The organism is Collinsella sp. AM34-10 (assembly GCF_003469185.1).
Taxonomy (GTDB): domain Bacteria; phylum Actinomycetota; class Coriobacteriia; order Coriobacteriales; family Coriobacteriaceae; genus Collinsella.
The window spans coordinates 692-17933 of sequence record NZ_QSIL01000002.1; the positions used below are offsets into that span (position 1 = coordinate 692).

Here is a 17242-nt window from a genome sequence, read left to right on the forward strand (position 1 = left end):
ATGCACTCCATATTTTGTTCACAAATGAATAGAACCCTCAGTTGCTTCACTGAGGCCGTATTCGAAGCAGCAGCTTCTGATATTGGCGATGACCAGCTGGTTTATAGGTGTTAAGGCATCGGTCATCTCTGGTGCGCCACTTTACTCCAAAAGCATCAGCTATTTGTTTCCCGTCGGTAAAAGGCAGGTTTTGTTCGCCAAGCGTTCTTATATATAGAGAAGTTCGGGTTCGAACCCGTACACCGGCAACAAAAAAGCGACCAACCGAAGTTGATCGCTTTCAATTCTATGCTGGAGCATCTAGAGGGTGTTTCCGAACTCATTTTCTCGCTGCCATTCATGCTTTCGAAGCATCGTTCGACCTCCGCAGCCTCATGTTTTGAGGATCTGCCGTGTTTATCACTGTTATTAATGAGTGTGTGGAAGTGATCCTCATACAGATACGTCGATCCGCCAGATAACTGAGAAGCATCTTTCTGCAGCCCTCGTTGTCTATCCTCACATCTCTCAGGTCTTCCGGAAATTCACAAGCAGTCTTAGGGTCAATTTGTTTCTGCTTTCAGAGACTTGTTTGAGAGTTTTTAAAGACAGTTCAAAACAATAAGTGAGACACCATAAAGCAGAGCAAGATGTGCCGGATAGAAAATGTAGAAGAAATATTTCAGCTTCAGCCCTCGCTTGCCATTATAAAGATTGATAAGCAGCAACGAAACGACCGCGGCGGCAACATCAGGATTTAATACATTAGCTGTAGCAAACTCAAATCCGCCGCCAACTATATGGCACGACGAAAGGAACACTGCGCATACTGCAGCAAAGAACATCTTGGCCTTGTTGTCGTGGAATAAATAGAACGCAGCCACAAGCAGAATGCCATACACACCGCCATCTAGTTTAGTGTATTCAGCTGCCAGTGCCGTCAAAACAATCAGAGCAATTTCTGCGATGTGCCTCTTCCATTTTGAAAGACTTTGTATCTTTTCCAGAACAATCAAAAAGACCAAGGAAAGCAGGAGCTCACACATAACATTTTGTTGCCGAAGGTCAAATAACTGCCCGGTTTGAACGAAATCGTATATGGGCTCCGCAATGATTGCAAAGACAAGCATATTTCGCAGGTACTTCTTTATGTCATGAGTATGCAAAAATCCCTCAACTATCAAAAAGCAAAATAAGGGAAATGCAATTCTGCCAAGAACATGAAGCACATCCGAAGCCTCGCTTAGAATCGCCCATTGTTCGTCTGATATCTGATTGTACGATGCGTGAGTCATGATTCCATTGGTCAGGACGATCCTGCTTACATGATCGAGAACCATCGAGATGGCTGCTATTATCTTTAATGTGCTGCCGCTAATTCCGTATCTATCTGTTTTCATTTCGTTTTCCTTCCTTTGGGTGGGCCGTCAGGGGTTCAGCCTGCTCCGCAGGCGGCCGCTGCGGCGCTCCGCGCCCTTTCGGGTTCGAACCCGTGCCGCGGCAACAAAAAAGCGACCAGCATCCGCCAGTCGCTTTTCTATTCTATGGTGGGCCGTCAGGGGTTCGAACCCTGGACCTTGGGATTAAAAGTCCCCTGCTCTGCCAGCTGAGCTAACGGCCCGCGGGTGGCATTGTACCACGGTCTGGGACTATTCCCAACTCCATTGGCCGTTCTGGAAAATCACAACTTCGCGTCCATCGGGCGTAATGCCCACAATATCGATGTCGTCCGTACCGATCATAAAGTCGACGTGCGTGCTCGAAACGTTGACGCCATGCTCAATGAGCTCCTCTTTGGACATATCATATCCACCCTCAATGCACTCGGGGAAGCCGACTCCCAGTGCAAGATGGCAGCTGGCATTCTCGTCATAGAGCGTGTCATAGAACAGGATGCCGCTTTCGCGAATCGGCGTGTTCTTGGAAATGAGCGCAACCTCTCCCAGATGAGCAGCGCCCTCGTCAGTATCGATGATACTTGCGAGTGTCGCCTTTCCCACACGGGCGTCGTAATCCACCACACGACCGTTCTCGAACTTGATCCAAAAATCGTCGACCTTGTTACCGTGATGGATAAGCGGCATTGCGGAATAGACGATTCCGTCAGCACGCATACGATCGGGCGAGGTGAAGACCTCCTCGGTGGGGATGTTGGGGAAGAAGGGGTGACCGTCGGGGGTCTCGCCCTTACCGCCGGCCCACTCATGCCCCTTCGTCATACCAATTACCAGGTCGGTTCCATTCGAAGCGGTATAGCGCAGGCAGTCGAAACGATTTTCGTTCAGAAAGCGCAGGTTCTTTTCAAACGCCGCATCGTGAAGCTCCCAGTCACTCTCCGGATCTTGGCCGTCAGCACGGGCGGTATGCAGAATCGCAATCCATAGTTTATAGATTGCAACCTCATCGGCGTCTCCCGGGAACACCTCGCGCGCCCAAGCCACGACCGGCGCTCCGGCAATGCACCACGGGTTGATGTTGTAATCCAGTCCGCGGCGGAAAATCTTGCACTGCGTGTTCCTCGCCTTGGAAGCGGCAGCGGGCTTGGCAGGATCGATGCCCTTGAGAGCGGCGGGGTCAGCACCCTCGATAAAGATAAAGCAGGCACCGTCCTGGGCCAGAGAATCCAGCTGTATGCGCTTCCACTCGGGCGTCTGCCCAAAATAGCTTTTCTCGACATGCTCGTACGCAAGCCTCGTCACGGCGTCGTCGGCCCAGATGACCGTCACGTGACCGGCACCGGCGTCATAAGCCTCCGCAACCACCACGCGCGCAAATGATGCGCACTCGACGGGAGACTGAACGACGACCTCCTGGCCGGGCTTAACGTTTACACCCTTGCGGACAACGAGACGCGCATAATTTTTAATCTTGGGCTCAAGGGTCTTCATGCCCTCAAGAGCTTCCTCGACCGTTAGGGCAGCTCGAATCATGTGCCACTCCATCTATCTATAGAACAGTAAAAAGGCGCGCCGCAAAAACGACGCGCCTTATATCTTAGCGATATGTATGGATACAAACGCTACTTCTTCTTGGAGTCCTTCTTGTCCTCCTCGGCAGCCGAGCGCTCGATAAGAGCGTTGAGCTTGTTCTCGGACATGCCCTCGGCCTGCGCGCGGTACATGTTGCGCAAGGGACGAATACGAACGAAGTCGTAGATAAAGTCACCCAGGATGATGACATAGGACAAAACGATGCCGACCATCTGAACAGGACTGGACACCGTGCCGCCGGGAGCGAAGTAGAGCGAAGCCCAAATTGCCACGACGAGTACCATGCCGATGGCGAGCACGGCCCACCAGATACGACGGCGCTTGGTGTAGTCCTCATCCTGCTTGAGAAGAATATTCGACACCGTATAGATACGATCCTCGCGAGCACGCTGCTTGGCCTTGCGGGCGCGCTTCTCCTCCTTGGAAAGGCCTTCCAGGTTTTCACCCTTCTCGAGCTCTTTGCGGCGAGCTTTAGACGAAGCCGGCACGACGCGAACGGAGCTCGCTGCTTGGCGGGCGGGTTTAGCAGATGCGGCGGACTTGCGCGCAACCCCGGTAACTTCGTGGGATTGCGTGCGCTTGTTCGTGGCGCTACGGGTACTCACTTATGCGTTCTCCTTCATGCTTGTGAACTGGGAGCCCGTGATGATCTGGAAGGCCTCGCGATAGCGCTCGGACGTGCCATCGATGACCTCGGCGGGCAGGTGCGGGGTCTCCCCCGTCATATCCCAGTTGGCCTTGAGCCAATTGCGGACGAATTGCTTGTCGTAGCTAGGCTGGATCTTGCCCTCCTCGTAGCTGGCGGCGGGCCAGAAACGGCTGGAGTCGGGCGTGAGGCACTCGTCGATCAGCGTGACCTTGCCATCGATAACACCAAACTCAAACTTGGTGTCGGCAATGATGATGCCACGGGTCGCTGCATACTCGGCAGCAGCCTTGTAGATCTTGAGAGACAGATCGCGAATCTGCGTGGCGATGTCCTCGCCAACGATCTCGCAGCAACGCTCAAACGAGATATTCTCGTCGTGATCACCGATCTCGGCCTTCGTGGACGGCGTGAACAGCGGCTCGGGAAGCTTGGAGGCCTCGGTCAGACCCTCGGGCAGCTGGATGCCGCAGACGGTGCCGTTCTCGTCATAGGTCTTCTTGCCCGAACCGGTCAGATAACCGCGGACGATGCACTCGATAGGAATCGTCTGGGCCTTCTTGACCAGCATGGCGCGGCCTGCGAGGTAGTCACGATACTCGGCAAACTCCTCGGGGAAATCCGCCGGATCGATGGAGACGAGGTGGTTGGGGACGATATCGGCAAACTTGTCGAACCAGAATGCCGAGATGCGGTTGAGCACCTCTCCCTTAAACGGAATCTCGTCGGGGAGAATAAAGTCGAACGCAGAAATGCGATCGGTGGCGACCATCAGCAGGTTTTCGCCGGCATCGTAGATATCACGAACCTTGCCACGGGAATCCGGACGACGCTCCATCGTTGTCACGTGAGTCACTCCTTACCTAAATACGACAGAAATGCGGGTTCTTTCCCGCATGTTTTCGCAAACTCGGAGCGGCAGGAACGCGGCCCCTCCTTCACCGAATAGCGAAAAGCTAGTGCTCCATTGTAGTAGATGCCGCGTCCGCCGTGTGCTCGCGAGGCAGATGAATCGTAAAAGTCGTACCCTTTCCAAGCTCCGACTCCACGGATATGTAGCCATGGTGACGCTCGACGATTTGCTTGGTCACGGCGAGGCCAACGCCCAGGCCGCCGGCTTCGCGGGCGCGGCTGGCATCTGCGCGCCAAAATCGCCCGAAGATGCGCGACAGGTCGTCCTTGGCAATACCGATACCGGTATCCGAAACGGCAATACTGACATGCTTGCGGTCACTGAGCACCGACACCACGACCCAACCGCCCTCGGGGGTGTAGCGCATGGCGTTGCTCATGAGGTTGATGACGCACTGCGTGATCATGTCGGGATCGGCCTCGACGACATCGTCGTGACCTTGGGTCTCGTCAGCAAAGCGCAAGCGCAGATCGCGGTCAACAAATAGGCGCTCCTGAGCGTTGACGATAGACCGCACAAAGGGAACCATGTCCACCGGTTCGAGATTGAGCGGCGCCGTGCTGTTTTCCATACGCGATAGGTCGAGCATCTGCTGCACCAAACGAGCCAGGCGGCGCGTCTCGGAAGCGACCGTCTCCAGATGCTCATCGTCGGTGGGATACACGCCGTCCTGCATGGCCTCGACCGTTGCAAGCATGGCCATGAGCGGCGTGCGAAGCTCGTGTGCGACATCCGAGGTCAGGCGCTTTTCGTGCTTCATATCTTTCTCGAGCGAGGTGGCCATCTCGTCAAAGGTCTCACCCAACTGATCGATTTCATCGTCGCCGCGCAAACCGGTACGAGCGGACAAATCGCCGTCGCGAATTTGCTTGGCTGTGCTGGTTATACGATGAATCGGTCTGGTAAGCATGCGCGACACGAACGATCCGATAACAACTGAGATGCAGACCGCAACAACCGCGGCAAGGGCCATGGCGTTAAAAGTCTTTTCCCTAAACGCAGAATCCGCCTTGGTGAGCAGGGCATCGGAGCCGATAGCCCATAGCTTCACCTGTCCGACATGCTCGCCAGAAGACGTTATGATTTCGACGTTGGCAACGCTATCGGAGTCGGTGGGCGCCGACGAGACCGGGCTATGCGAGGCCTTTTTACCGCTCGAGCTGCTCGACGCCGATTCGCTCTCGCGCACATCGGCGGTCGCACTTGCCGAAGGCCATGAGTCGTCATAGACGACAACGCCCTTTTTGTTGACAACCTGCATACTCAGGTCGTCGGACACCAAGCTCGATGTCGCGATCGTGCGTAGCTCGCCCGCAGTCCAGTTGCCGTTTTCCTCGTACGACGTCGCAAGCTTTTCGGCGGCAGAATTGGCAATCTCGACGATATTGGAGCGCGTGTAATCCGAAAAGACGGTACCCCACACAACGGAGACAACGCCCACCAGCACCAATACCGTCATGAGCGACGTCAGGGCAAAAGCCAAGGCCATGCGCGAGGGATAGCTCATCGCTGGCCGTGAATCGGAACGAGGCGTGTTCCAACTTGCCTTGGAACCCGCCTCGTTCTCCTGCTTATGCTTTTGCCCAATTTCAAAGCGCGCAGGTGTCATATGTGATTTCCCTATTTCTCGTCCGACTTATCGGTCTTGGCCGGAGCCTCGAAGCGATAACCGACGCCGTGAACGGTGTAGAGCCACTTAGGCTTCTTGGGGTCGTCGCCCAGCTTGGCGCGAAGGTTCTTGACGTGACTGTCGATGGTGCGCTCGTAGCCCTCAAAGTCATAGCCGAGCACCTTCTCGACCAGCTCCATACGGTTATAGACGCGACCGGGATGGCGAGCAAGCGTGGTGAGCAGCTTAAACTCGGAAGCAGTCAGGTCTACTTCCTTGTCCTCGACCAAGATCTTGTGGCCCGAGATATCGATGACCAGATCGCCAAAGTCGAGCACCTCAACGGCGGGCTCGTCTGCCTGGTGAGCACGACGGAACAGGGCGCGGACGCGGGCGACGAGCTCACGCGGCGAGAACGGCTTAATCAGGTAGTCGTCGGCACCAAGCTCAAGGCCGATGATGCGATCCTCGATCTCGCCCTTGGCCGTCAGCATAATGATGGGGACATCCGAGGTGTCGCGAATGGTGCGGCAAACGCGCTCGCCGGGAATCTTGGGGAGCATAAGGTCGAGCACAACCAGGTCGAACTGGTGCTTCTCGAACTCCTCGATCGCAGACTGGCCGTCCCCGACGCCAACAACCCAGTAGCCCTCGCGCTCGAGATAGGCAGCGACAGCGTCACGGATTGCCTTCTCGTCCTCGACCAGCAGAATCTTTTTTGCATCTGAAGCCATAACACGGCCCCCCTGTCTCAATTAGCTAAGAACAAGCCCATTTTAACGCACCTATGCCCGCCGAGCACCGCTACAGTGCGGCGGCTCGGCGGGCGGCACTCACAATTACAACGCGTTTATTCCCCCGTTGGCGCCCTTTTAACCCCTCGGCGCTAAAGAGAGAACAGGCGGGCGGTAACCGTCTCGGGAATTCCTTGGCTATTACGCACCGTGGCATAGGTTAAAAACGTATTCGATTTACCCGCCGTAGCTGGATAATCGCCATATTCGAGAGCGCGGTCGGGCGACAGCAGCGAACCATAGGTTTTGGCGGAGGTATCGATCAGAAAATGCGATGCCTGAACCTTAACCAGATATTTGCCTTTTCTGCCGGCAGCACACGCAAGCGGCTCGCGCGACAGGAATAGGAACGTCCCATTCTCGTTACCGATATAGGTGCCCATGTTGCCTAGGCTCCCCACGCCGCTATAGGTGGCCTCGATGGAGAACACAAACGTGTCGCCCATATATACGGCCTCGAAGGGAGACACCGATGAGGGAAGGACCAGCTGAGCCCTCTTGGTATTGTTGCCGTCCGTCAGGTCGATCGCCGTCATGCCGTAGTAGACGCCCTCGTCGTTGCGCACACGCGGGGAAATGGTCAAGATGCCGTCACTCACACGCGGGGCGGATGCAAAGCGGCCCGTTGACTTCCAAATGGCCTCGGCCTTTGCCTCGTCGAGCGAGCGGCGGTAGCAATACGAGTCGTGACTCGTCTTATTGCCGCCTGCAGCAGGCATCTTGTACCAAATGACGGACGATTCGAACGCCGTAAACAGCGGCGGGTCGTAGTCCTTGCCGCCTCGGTCGAGCTCGACCACATCGCCGACAAGCGACGCACCTGCCGTATTTTGCGCATAGAGTTTCCATGATGCATTCGCAAAGTTCATCTCGACCCAAGCAAATACGCCATCGCCGGCGCGGACATCGTAAAACGAATACCCCGCACCTTCCACGGGATCCTCGACGAGCGTCGTGAGTGAGCCGTCGCCCAGGTTGAGCATGCCGAGCGTATTGGCATGCCGCGCCGATGCGGGCGCCATCATCGCCGCGGCGTAATCACCGTCGCAGTAATACAGCAGCGTACCCAAAGGCAATGTCCATGAAGCTGCAGGCTCGAGGTCGATTTCGACAGCCTCGTACTCATCCGTAATCGAGACGATTTTTGAGTCATCTTTGATAACCTGCGGCTCGCCGGCGGCATCGTCGCTGGTGCCCGTTTTTTTCGAGCATCCGGCAAGTACCGTGGCAGCGCCCGCGGCAGCTCCACCGAGCACAAAGCCGCGGCGCGATATTCCGTTCTTGATGTGGTCGGCGATACCCATTAGGCGATCTCGGCGCGAGCGGCCTCGATAGCGCGGGTAAGCTGGTCGGCGCAGGAGGTCTTTTTCATACCGCAGGTATTACCGGCGAGAACCTCGATTACGCGATCGGCAGGAGCACCCTCAACCAGCTTGGAGATAGCCTTGAGATTGCCGTCGCAGCCGCCGGTAAACTCGACGCCCAGCACTTTGCTGCCGTCATCGGAAAGATTGAGGTGGATATTGCGAGAGCATACACCCTGAGGCTTGTAGTCAAAACTAATCATTGAGATCCCCTCTCAGAAAGAAATTTCAGACGTCTATTATCCCCGCCTGGCCCGACTTATTATCGTAAGCACCGATTCAACATCCTACGATGCATAGATTAGTGGGGGCAAGATTAGCAGCCCGTACCCCGTGCGTGGACTGTGCGCTTCTCCCGATACATATTGTGGTCGGCGACACGATATACATCGGCCAGCGTATTTCCAGCCGTCTCGACGGTCGCCACGCCAATCGATGCGCTGACCGTCAGTGCCTCATCGCTTACCGCGGCAAGACCGAGACGAAGATCCTGTTCCAGCCCGAGCGCAGACTCGTTGTCAGTATGGGGGCAAACCAGCAAAAACTCGTCGCCGCCAACGCGCATCGGCAGGTAATCCGCACCAGCCACCCGCCGCAGCACGGACGCCGTCCGTCGCAGCAGTTCATCCCCCATCTCGTGACCGTAGATATCGTTGGTCCGCTTGAGATAATTGCAGTCCAACATAATCACGCTCACGGGCAAGCCCTCGTTTACCAGGCTATCTCCGCGCGATTCAAGGTAGTTGCGGTTGCGAAGCCCCGTCAGTTTGTCTTGGTATGTCAGCTCCTCGGCATGTTTGACCATCGATATGTTGTGCGTCGCCACGACGACCGACTCCAGCCGGCCTTGCTCATCGCGATGCTGGGGGACAACCTGTAGCGAGTACCAAGCGCCTCGACAATCTCGCACCTCGGCAGCCAAGTACGGTACGCCCTCCATACGTTCGCGAAGCGTACTTATATCTACGAGTCCCACAACCGCTTCGCGGCTTTCGGGGCTCACGACATCCCGGCAGACCGTGTCCATAAAGTCATATGCCTCGCTGTGCTCGGCAAATATCTTCGCTATCGTCGGCGACATATTGATTCCCTCGATCTCGAGGGTGTCGAGATGCAAAAGGAAGGTCGAATCGTAGATGGCGCTTATGGCATTGATAATGCCGAGCTGTTTATCCTTTTCGACCAAATTGCGGCGATCAACGATATTTCGAGCCAACAGTACCACGACCCAAAACGCAAGGCACACCAAGACGCCAGCGGCGACAAATGTGATCCTGCCAGACATGACCTCAGATTTGGGATACAGCGCAAACAGGCGGTAGTCCTTGTATGCCGCACGCACCGCGTACCATTTGTCTCCTCGATATTCGATGCGCGTTAGGCCATCGTCTTTCCACTCAACCCCTGCGCTGGTGAGGAATCGGGCGAGCGACACGTCAGCATCGGCGCTGTTGGATGAGACAATCTCCGCATCCTCCATAACAAGCACCGTGGGGCCCTGGTGGAAGGTGCTGTTCGAAAGCACGTCGGCTATGGCATATGAATAGTCGTCCGCTGGATCGGAAACAAATGAGCGGTATGCCAAGGCGACGCCGTCGCCATACGGGATAGCACAGACGGCAAAAACGACACCACGGCGCTCGACGACAGTTGAGTAGGTCACTTTGGAACCTTGATACATCGATGCGACCGGCGCACAGGCCAGCTCCTCTCGCCACAACATGAGCGGATCGCGACCATCGATGTCGTAGTGGGCAGCCATATGGCCATCGGAGTCCATGACCATCAGCCCCGAAAGGTTCTCGGCATGGACAAATTGCTCGATAAGATCGTCGTTAACCTCAACGCGATCAGAGGACAGGAACGTCGCAAACGATTCGACCGCGGCGAGCAAATCGTGCGTCTCTTCGGTTTTTCTCCCCTGTTCATAGCGGTCATATTTTTCGCAAGCGTTTTCCAAAAACGCCATGGTTTCTTGGCCAAACCCAAGCGTTTTTTCGAGGCAGCGATGGGTTCCAACCGTATACAACAGGCCTAACAAGACAGCGCTGACAATAACGCCGACAGCTATGACGGCCAGAGTCTTTCGACGCAAGCGGTGCTCATCATTTGTCATGGATTTGCTCCTTGCCCGCCCGTCGTCGCTCCTGTCTTGTAATTGCCCACAATACGGTCAATCGTGCCATCTCGGTCCATGGCAAACAATGCGGTATTGAGATCCTTTACGATCGGTCCTTCATAGCTGTCATCAAACGCGACGCCCAGATCAACCGTCATAACGTTGTCAGCGAACACGCGGTAAAGGCCGGGATACCGGGCGACAAGTCGGTCAAGCGGCTGAACGTCCGCCATCCAACAGTCGACATACCCTTTGGCGAGGGCGGCTTTGCAGAGTTCGGCAGAACCATACGATTTGATTTGCACGTTCGGCGAGATTTCCAGATCCCCTGCGAGCAATCGGCGTTCACTCACCGAGCCCGCAATTACCGCGATGGTCTTGCTTCCATCGAGATGCGCCAAGGACTTGATGCCACTCGTTTTCTTGGCGGCAACCGAGACCGTCACGGTTAGATACGGCTCGGTCCAGTAATACTTATCCTCGCGATAACAGGGAGAATAATCACACCATAGGCAATCGATATCGCCGTTTTCGAGCAGCCGGTCGCGATCGTTCCAGTCAATATCGACAAACTGTGGCTTGAGCCCCGCACGCTCACACGCCTCGCGGGCGATGTCGATATCGATACCGGCGTAATCGCCCGTGGTATCGACATACACATAGGGGTCGTTATCCGTAACGCCGATTTTGAGTACCGGGAGATCTTTGTCGGCTTCATTCGAGGAGAAAGAGCTGCTTCGAACGGTATACGACAAGGCGGCCACACAGGCGGCAACAAGGAGCATGAGCGCAAACGAGACGATGGCGGCTCGCTTGATACGTCCGGGCACAAGCCTCCCTTCATCGAAACAGCAGTCGGATTTCATTGTATACCCGGGGCTGATGCGGCGATAAAAAAGCGCCTCACCCAAGATGGGCAAGGCGCCAAAGGTTGGAATGCATCCGCAAACGGCCGAATTAGGTTAACCCTACTCGAAGCTCAGCTGCTCCAGGCGATCGAAGACCGTGTCGATGCGGGTGAGGAAGTCCCACGGATCAAAGATCTCGTCGAGCTTCTCCTGGCTGACGGTGCAGCGCGGATCGGCCTCGAGACGCTCCTTAAAGGTGGGACCGGAGACACAATCCTGCACTTCGTGCCAGGTGGCCATGGCGTTTTCCTGCACGATAGCGTAGGCGTCCTCGCGGGTGATGCCAGTGTCGACGAGGGCCAACAGCACCTTGGAGGAGAAGATAAGGCCGCGGGTCTTGTTGAGGTTGGCCATCATGCGAGCCGGATACAGCTGCAAGCCGTCGATAACGCGGATGAGGCACTGGAACATGTGGTCAAGCGCGATGAAACTATCGGCCTGGGCGACACGCTCGGCAGAGGAGTGCGAAATATCGCGCTCGTGCCACAGGGCGACGTTGTCGAAGGCGACCTGGGCGTTGGACTTCACGATGCGCGACAGGCCACAGACCTTCTCCATGGTGATCGGGTTGCGCTTGTGCGGCATGGCGGAACTGCCCTTTTGACCCTTGCGGAACGGCTCCTCGGCCTCGAGCGTATCGGTCTTCTGCAGATTGCGAACCTCGGTAGCGATGCGCTCGCAGGTGGCCGCCGTGGTGGCAAGGACGCCGGCGAGGTAGGCGTGATGGTCGCGGCTGATGACCTGCGTGGACAGCGGGTCGTGCACCAGGCCCAAGTGCTCGCAGACGTACTCCTCGACGAACGGCTCGATGGAGCTGTAGGTGCCGACAGCACCCGAAATGGCACCGAAGGCAACGTTCTTGCGGGCATCCTCGAGACGGTCCAGATCGCGCTTGAGCTCCCAGGCCCAAGAGCCAAACTTCATACCGAAGGTCATCGGCTCGGCGTGGATGCCATGAGTACGGCCGGCACAGAGTGTGTTGCGCTCCTCGAAGGCACGACGCTTGCAGATCTCGCCGAGCTTCTTGACGTCCTCGATGATCAGGTCACAGGCCTGGGTGAGCTGGTAGCACAGAGCCGTATCGCCCAGGTCGGAACTGGTCATGCCGTAGTGGACCCAGCGGCTGGGCTTGGGGTCGCCCTCGGGAACATCGGCGTCGATGTACTCCTTCATGTTGGTCAGGAAAGCAATAACGTCGTGGCGCGTGACTTCCTCGATCTCATCGACCTTTGCCTTCTCAAAGTTAGCGTGATCGCGGATCCACTGGGCTTCGTCTTTAGAAATACCGATCTTGCCGAGCTCCGCCTGGGCCTCGCAGGCCAGGACCTCGATCTCCTGCCAAATGGCGTACTTGTTCTCGAGGGAGAAGATGTGTCCCATCTCCGGGCGAGTATAGCGATCGATCATAGCGGCTCCTTTTTGGCTATTGGCACGTTGGTCGTAACTCGACTATTGTACCGTGCGCAGGCGCCCGTATGAGCAACGGGCATCAACCTAACATGTTGCAGATGGAGCGGTCATGAGGACGTCCGCGTATTTGCGAAGCAAATACGCACCGGCTTCAGGCGAGCCCCTCGGCCTCACGAAGCCGCGGGGGAAACTTTGTTGAATTGGCCGTCCCCATGTCTCCCGTGCCCGGTGGAGCGGGCAACGGGACGTCCGCGTATTTGCTTCGCAAATACGCACCGGCTTCAGGCGCCTTCCGGCGCCTTCGCCTGCTCGCTACAAACGCTTCGCGTTTGCTTTACGCTCGCACCCTGGCGGGTTCGAGTCCCGGCACTTTATTGAAAAAGGCACGGCACCGTGATGGTGCCGTGCTTGTGCTTTTAACTGGAGCGGGCAACGGGACTCGAACCCGCGAGTGTCAGCTTGGGAAGCTGATGCCTTACCACTTGGCGATGCCCGCATATGTGGGGGATAGTATAACGCGGTTGTCTTGTTCTATACAAGGGTGACGATGCTTGTTTTAGCTGTGGAGAATCGTCCTACAAACAAGCCAATTGTGGAGATAGGGACCTGTAGGCTCTCCTATTTACCGTTGTCTACCTGCAGCTTTATTCCATTGTCTTTCATAGGCGCCATTTGTCAGATATCGGGCAAGCGTTTGGTCAGGTTCTGGTACTTACCCGCATGAACCTCGGGGGTAGCCTCATCCCAAGCGCCGCGGCCTCCCCGTGCGGCGCACGAGGGATAAGGAGCAGCCATGTCCAACGCACCCACGCACTCTGTCCACAGCGCAATCACAGCAGGATCGCTGCTCCTAGTCCTCTTTTTACTTTTAGGCTGCATGACACCGGATGCCGCGCTCGCCGTCGACGGTTATGAATCGCTCGGATTCCGCACTATCAGCAATGAATGCGGTCCTTTTGAAGTTGGCAAATACGAGGCACAGGATTCTTCGATTGCCTACTGCATGAACCAGGAGCGCTTTGGCCCTAGCACACCGGGCGGACCCTGGCTCACCTATAATCAGGGCTGGGTATGGCTCGAAGACGAATTCGCGGCCATCATCTGTCATGGCTACCCCACCGCCACATCCTTTGGCGGGCATAACCTATCCCCCGATCGAGCACGTGCCGCAACCCAACTTGCCGTCTGGATGCTCAACGGCACCACCCATACCGACGGATCATTCTCATATACAACCGCCCGGGGCGTCACAGAGAGGGGAAATTTTTCCGGCGACAATGAGGTCGTTGCCGCAGCGCGCTGGCTCCACGACGGCGCCAAGTCGGGAAGCATTAAAGCCGCACCGCATCGCGCGCGGCGCTATTTGGGAGCTGTGTCGGGCGGCAGTAAACGTCAAGACATGCTCTACGTGCTCCCGGCCGTCTCCGTATCCTTCCAAAAACAGTCAGCCAACGCCGCCATCACGAGCGAAAACGATACCTACAGGCTCGACGGAGCGAGGTTCGACATCTATGAGAGCGTCGGCGACAAGCGTGTCGGCAGCATCCAGATGGACAGCAGCGGTCGCGCGCAGGCGACACTTTTGCCCAACGCGGCATATTACCTGGTCGAAACCAAAGCTCCGGCGGGTTATATCCCCAGGAGTGACCACATCGCCTTTTCCACCGGCAATGACGGCGGGAATGTCGTCATCGATGAGCAGCCCGGTACCATTACCCTGCGCATCGCAAAGGTCGATGCCGCGACAGGGGCAGGCCCTCAAGTCAGCGCGTCACTTGCCGGCGCTGAGTTCACCTGCGTCTCACAGTCTACCCCGGGCTGGACGCACACCCTCACGACGGATGAGGACGGCCGGGCAACACTTACCGACATCCCCCTGGGCATCTTTAGCATCTATGAGTCGAGAGCTCCCGAGGGTTATCTGCCCTCCAATGAAACCTGGAGCTATACCATCGGTGCCGACCAGCTCGGAGACGCGGGCGTCGTTGAACTCGAGCGTCGCATCCCCAACATCCCCATCGCTTTTGACCTCGAGATTTCAAAGTTCAAGGACTGCGGTAATAGTGACGAATCTGGTGTAGAGCAGCCGGCGGAAGGCGTGGTCTTTGAAGTGGCAAGCAACACTTCGCAGCAGGTTGTTGGAACGCTGACCACCAATATCTACGGCTTCGCATCGACCAAAGACCAGGCCGGAGCATGGTTTGGCGCAGGAGAGCGCCCCGATGGCGTCAGCGGAACCATACCGTATGACCGTGCCGGCTACACCATTCGTGAGGTTGTCGACACTGTGCCCGACGGCTTTAAGCAGGCAGGGGAATGGACTATCACAGCAGAGCAGATCACGGACGGCGCAGAGCTTCAGTACATCGTAGACAACCACGCCCTGTCGACACATCTTCAAATCGTGAAGCGCGATGCTCAGACCGGCAACGCCGTACCACGCGCTGGGTTCACCTTTCAGCTGCTCAACGGCGACCGTGAGCCCATCTCGCAAACATCCTGGCATCCCGCCCATACCGTTATGAATACCTTTACGACCGATGAAACCGGCACCGTCACCCTACCCGAATCGCTTAACCCGGGCACGTATTACATACGAGAGACTTCCGCCAAGGAACCGTATCTTGTTGGTGAAGATCTGGAGATAACGATTCCCGCCGACATGAACTTAACGCCCGTCGCGGTCGCCTCGTTTTACGACGACGCGGCAACAGGAAGCATCGAGATCGTCAAGAACGATGCCGTAGGTGGGCGCGCCCTTGCCGGTGCTGTTTTTGATATCCGTGCCGCGGGCGATATCGTGCGCCCCGACGGCAGCATTGCTGCCCTGGACGGCGAAACCGTCACATCCATCACGACCGACGAGCGGGGATTTGCGTGCGCGACTCATCTTTCACTGGGGTGCGGAACCGCCACCTATGAGGTAATCGAGGTGCAGGCACCCGAAGGTTACCTGCTCGACCAAAGCGTCCACACCGTCGAGCTGTCGTATGCCGGTCAGGAAACACCCGTGATCAATGCGCACCTCGATGTTTCTAACGACTACACCAAAATCGACATCTCCAAAGTAGATTTGACCGGCAAACAAGAAGTGGAAGGCGCCCGGCTCTCCCTCCACGGTGCCGACGGAACCGAAATTGACGCTTGGACCTCCTCTGACAAACCGCATCGCATCGAGCATCTTTTGCCCGGCACCTACACCCTGTGCGAAGTGATGCCCCCGCGCACTTACGACCTTGCCGAAGACATGACGTTTGAAATTAAGGCCACAGGAGAAGTGCAGACGGTAACCATGAAGGACGCACCCATCGAGATCGAGGGCAGAGTCGACAAGCGGCAAGAGATCGCCCGCCCTATCGGTAAGGGTCTCGTCGCCAACGGCGATGGCAAAAACCGAGCCGTGGCACAATCCGATGCGGACGGCTCCTTCTCTTATACGCTCGATGCTAAAAATGAGTCGAATACCTGGGTTGATGAATTCACCATCACTGACGATCTCGAATGCGCCAAGGAAGGCACTGCCAAACTCATCGCCATCGAAACCCCTGTCGCGACCGGGGACATCGACGGTCTTTGCAACGTGTGGTATCGAACGTCTCCAGTGGGAAGTATCGATACGGGCGAACAGACCAATGCAACGCTCAGCGCCGGGCATGACAACCCCTGGCTCGAAACGGACGAGGTCAAAAAGCTCCTAGGTGACGATTTGCGCATGGTCGATTACGGCGATTGGCGTCTTTGGAAAGCCGATATCCCAACAACGGAGTCGGTCACCCTCGAGGCAAAAGAGCTCGCTCTTTTGGACGATACCGCCGTCACGGGCATTCGTCTTGAGTACGGGGCCGTATCGGCCGACTTCACGACAAGAGGCGCTGCAGAATCTTGGACCCGCGAGGACCTCAAAGACGAGCATGACGACCTTGATGATGTGAGCGCCGTCCTTGACTCGGATATTCACGGTGCCGTCATCCATATGCAGGCCGCGTCGTCTTACACGCCTCAGACCGCACTCGCCAACAGCGCTCGCGTTGACCTCTGTCGCAATGGCGGCGGTAGCAACCTTGAATCACATGACGAGGATCGCGTCATCCAGCGATGCGCCATGCCGCAAGATTTACCGGCAACGGGCTCCCTTCCCATTGCCGCCTGCCTCACCGCCTTCGTGACCTCCGGCGCCGCGGCAATCTGGTTTGCCCATCTAAAGCTGGCGTCAAAACGTCGCTGACGCAATAAAAAAGAGGCGAGCCCGTCTCCCGGCTCGCCTCTTATTCGTTCGTGGCGAAATGGCTATTCCCCAGATGCAGACCCACCGTCGATGAGCGCTTGATCGGACTCGGAGATGCCATCGGCTCCCAAACTCTGCTCGTGCTCCACTTCTTCGCTAATCGTGGACTCAGGCGTTGAGCCTTTAACGCCCACGATATACGCGGCCCCGAAACCAAGGACAATGGCGATCAGGGCCAAGATGAGATAGACGGGCCAGTGGCGCTTGATGTACGAAAACACGCAG

Annotated in this window: 13 protein-coding genes and 2 tRNA genes; 1 reads left to right on the forward strand and 14 read right to left on the reverse strand. The window is 56.6% G+C overall.

Features of this window, described 5'->3' with window-relative positions; all coding sequences use genetic code 11:
- Positions 1-581 precede the first annotated feature (581 nt).
- The 13 genes from DW823_RS02175 to DW823_RS02235 all read right to left on the reverse strand — a co-directional run bounded on the left by DW823_RS02175 (position 582) and on the right by DW823_RS02235 (position 13228).
- On the reverse strand, positions 582-1379 hold the full coding sequence (locus DW823_RS02175) for a TraX family protein (RefSeq protein WP_118079975.1): 798 nt from the start codon (positions 1377-1379) through the stop codon (positions 582-584).
- Positions 1380-1524: 145 nt separating this feature from the next.
- A tRNA-Lys gene (locus DW823_RS02180) sits at positions 1525-1600 on the reverse strand.
- A gap of 28 nt (positions 1601-1628) precedes the next feature.
- Positions 1629-2909 carry an aminopeptidase gene (locus tag DW823_RS02185; RefSeq protein WP_118079977.1) on the reverse strand — a complete coding sequence of 427 codons (1281 nt, stop codon included), beginning with the start codon at positions 2907-2909 and terminating at the stop codon, positions 1629-1631.
- 89 nt (positions 2910-2998) lie between these two features.
- On the reverse strand, positions 2999-3574 hold the full coding sequence (locus DW823_RS02190) for a hypothetical protein (protein ID WP_118079980.1): 576 nt from the start codon (positions 3572-3574) through the stop codon (positions 2999-3001).
- Complete coding sequence (locus DW823_RS02195; RefSeq protein WP_035136481.1) at positions 3575-4453, reverse strand: phosphoribosylaminoimidazolesuccinocarboxamide synthase; 879 nt, start codon at positions 4451-4453, stop codon at positions 3575-3577.
- Positions 4454-4571: 118 nt separating this feature from the next.
- On the reverse strand, positions 4572-6137 hold the full coding sequence (locus DW823_RS02200; RefSeq protein WP_118079983.1) for a cell wall metabolism sensor histidine kinase WalK: 1566 nt from the start codon (positions 6135-6137) through the stop codon (positions 4572-4574).
- An 11-nt stretch (positions 6138-6148) separates the two neighbouring features.
- Positions 6149-6871 (reverse strand): response regulator transcription factor, encoded by a 723-nt coding sequence (locus DW823_RS02205; RefSeq protein WP_118079985.1) that lies wholly within the window; start codon positions 6869-6871, stop codon positions 6149-6151.
- Between the two features lie 152 nt (positions 6872-7023).
- Entirely contained in the window at positions 7024-8235 is a 1212-nt protein-coding gene (locus DW823_RS02210; RefSeq protein WP_118079987.1) for a twin-arginine translocation signal domain-containing protein, read from the reverse strand.
- Positions 8235-8498, reverse strand: a complete 264-nt coding sequence (locus DW823_RS02215) for a TIGR03905 family TSCPD domain-containing protein (protein ID WP_089572560.1) — start codon at positions 8496-8498, stop codon at positions 8235-8237. The genes DW823_RS02210 and DW823_RS02215 overlap by 1 nt, the downstream gene beginning before the upstream one ends.
- Positions 8499-8611: 113 nt before the next feature.
- Positions 8612-10411, reverse strand: a complete 1800-nt coding sequence (locus DW823_RS02220) for a GGDEF domain-containing protein (RefSeq protein WP_118079990.1) — start codon at positions 10409-10411, stop codon at positions 8612-8614.
- Positions 10408-11244, reverse strand: a complete 837-nt coding sequence (locus tag DW823_RS02225) for an ABC transporter substrate-binding protein (RefSeq protein ID WP_158567246.1) — start codon at positions 11242-11244, stop codon at positions 10408-10410. The genes DW823_RS02220 and DW823_RS02225 overlap by 4 nt, the downstream gene beginning before the upstream one ends.
- A 138-nt stretch (positions 11245-11382) precedes the next feature.
- Positions 11383-12729, reverse strand: a complete 1347-nt coding sequence (purB, locus tag DW823_RS02230; protein ID WP_118079996.1) for an adenylosuccinate lyase — start codon at positions 12727-12729, stop codon at positions 11383-11385.
- Positions 12730-13153: 424 nt separating this feature from the next.
- A tRNA-Gly gene (locus tag DW823_RS02235) sits at positions 13154-13228 on the reverse strand.
- A 297-nt stretch (positions 13229-13525) separates the two neighbouring features.
- Between DW823_RS02235 and DW823_RS02240 the strand changes: the two genes are divergently transcribed.
- Positions 13526-16957, forward strand: coding sequence for a SpaA isopeptide-forming pilin-related protein (locus DW823_RS02240; RefSeq protein ID WP_118079999.1), 3432 nt, complete (start codon positions 13526-13528; stop codon positions 16955-16957).
- Between the two features lie 62 nt (positions 16958-17019).
- Here DW823_RS02240 and DW823_RS02245 read toward each other — a convergent pair whose 3' ends face one another.
- Positions 17020-17238, reverse strand: coding sequence for a hypothetical protein (locus DW823_RS02245; protein ID WP_118080001.1), 219 nt, complete (start codon positions 17236-17238; stop codon positions 17020-17022).
- Positions 17239-17242 lie beyond the last annotated feature (4 nt).

What these genes read in the sequence shown, in the direction of transcription:
- DW823_RS02240 (WP_118079999.1), top strand. Translation starts at nt 13,526, where the DNA reads ATGTCCAACGCACCCACGCACTCTGTCCACAGCGCAATCACAGCAGGA.
- purB (WP_118079996.1), bottom strand. Translation starts at nt 12,729, where the DNA reads ATGATCGATCGCTATACTCGCCCGGAGATGGGACACATCTTCTCCCTC.
- DW823_RS02220 (WP_118079990.1), bottom strand. Translation starts at nt 10,411, where the DNA reads ATGACAAATGATGAGCACCGCTTGCGTCGAAAGACTCTGGCCGTCATA.
- DW823_RS02200 (WP_118079983.1), bottom strand. Translation starts at nt 6,137, where the DNA reads ATGACACCTGCGCGCTTTGAAATTGGGCAAAAGCATAAGCAGGAGAAC.
- DW823_RS02175 (WP_118079975.1), bottom strand. Translation starts at nt 1,379, where the DNA reads ATGAAAACAGATAGATACGGAATTAGCGGCAGCACATTAAAGATAATA.
- DW823_RS02210 (WP_118079987.1), bottom strand. Translation starts at nt 8,235, where the DNA reads ATGGGTATCGCCGACCACATCAAGAACGGAATATCGCGCCGCGGCTTT.
- DW823_RS02185 (WP_118079977.1), bottom strand. Translation starts at nt 2,909, where the DNA reads ATGATTCGAGCTGCCCTAACGGTCGAGGAAGCTCTTGAGGGCATGAAG.
- DW823_RS02195 (WP_035136481.1), bottom strand. Translation starts at nt 4,453, where the DNA reads ATGGAGCGTCGTCCGGATTCCCGTGGCAAGGTTCGTGATATCTACGAT.
- DW823_RS02205 (WP_118079985.1), bottom strand. Translation starts at nt 6,871, where the DNA reads ATGGCTTCAGATGCAAAAAAGATTCTGCTGGTCGAGGACGAGAAGGCA.
- DW823_RS02215 (WP_089572560.1), bottom strand. Translation starts at nt 8,498, where the DNA reads ATGATTAGTTTTGACTACAAGCCTCAGGGTGTATGCTCTCGCAATATC.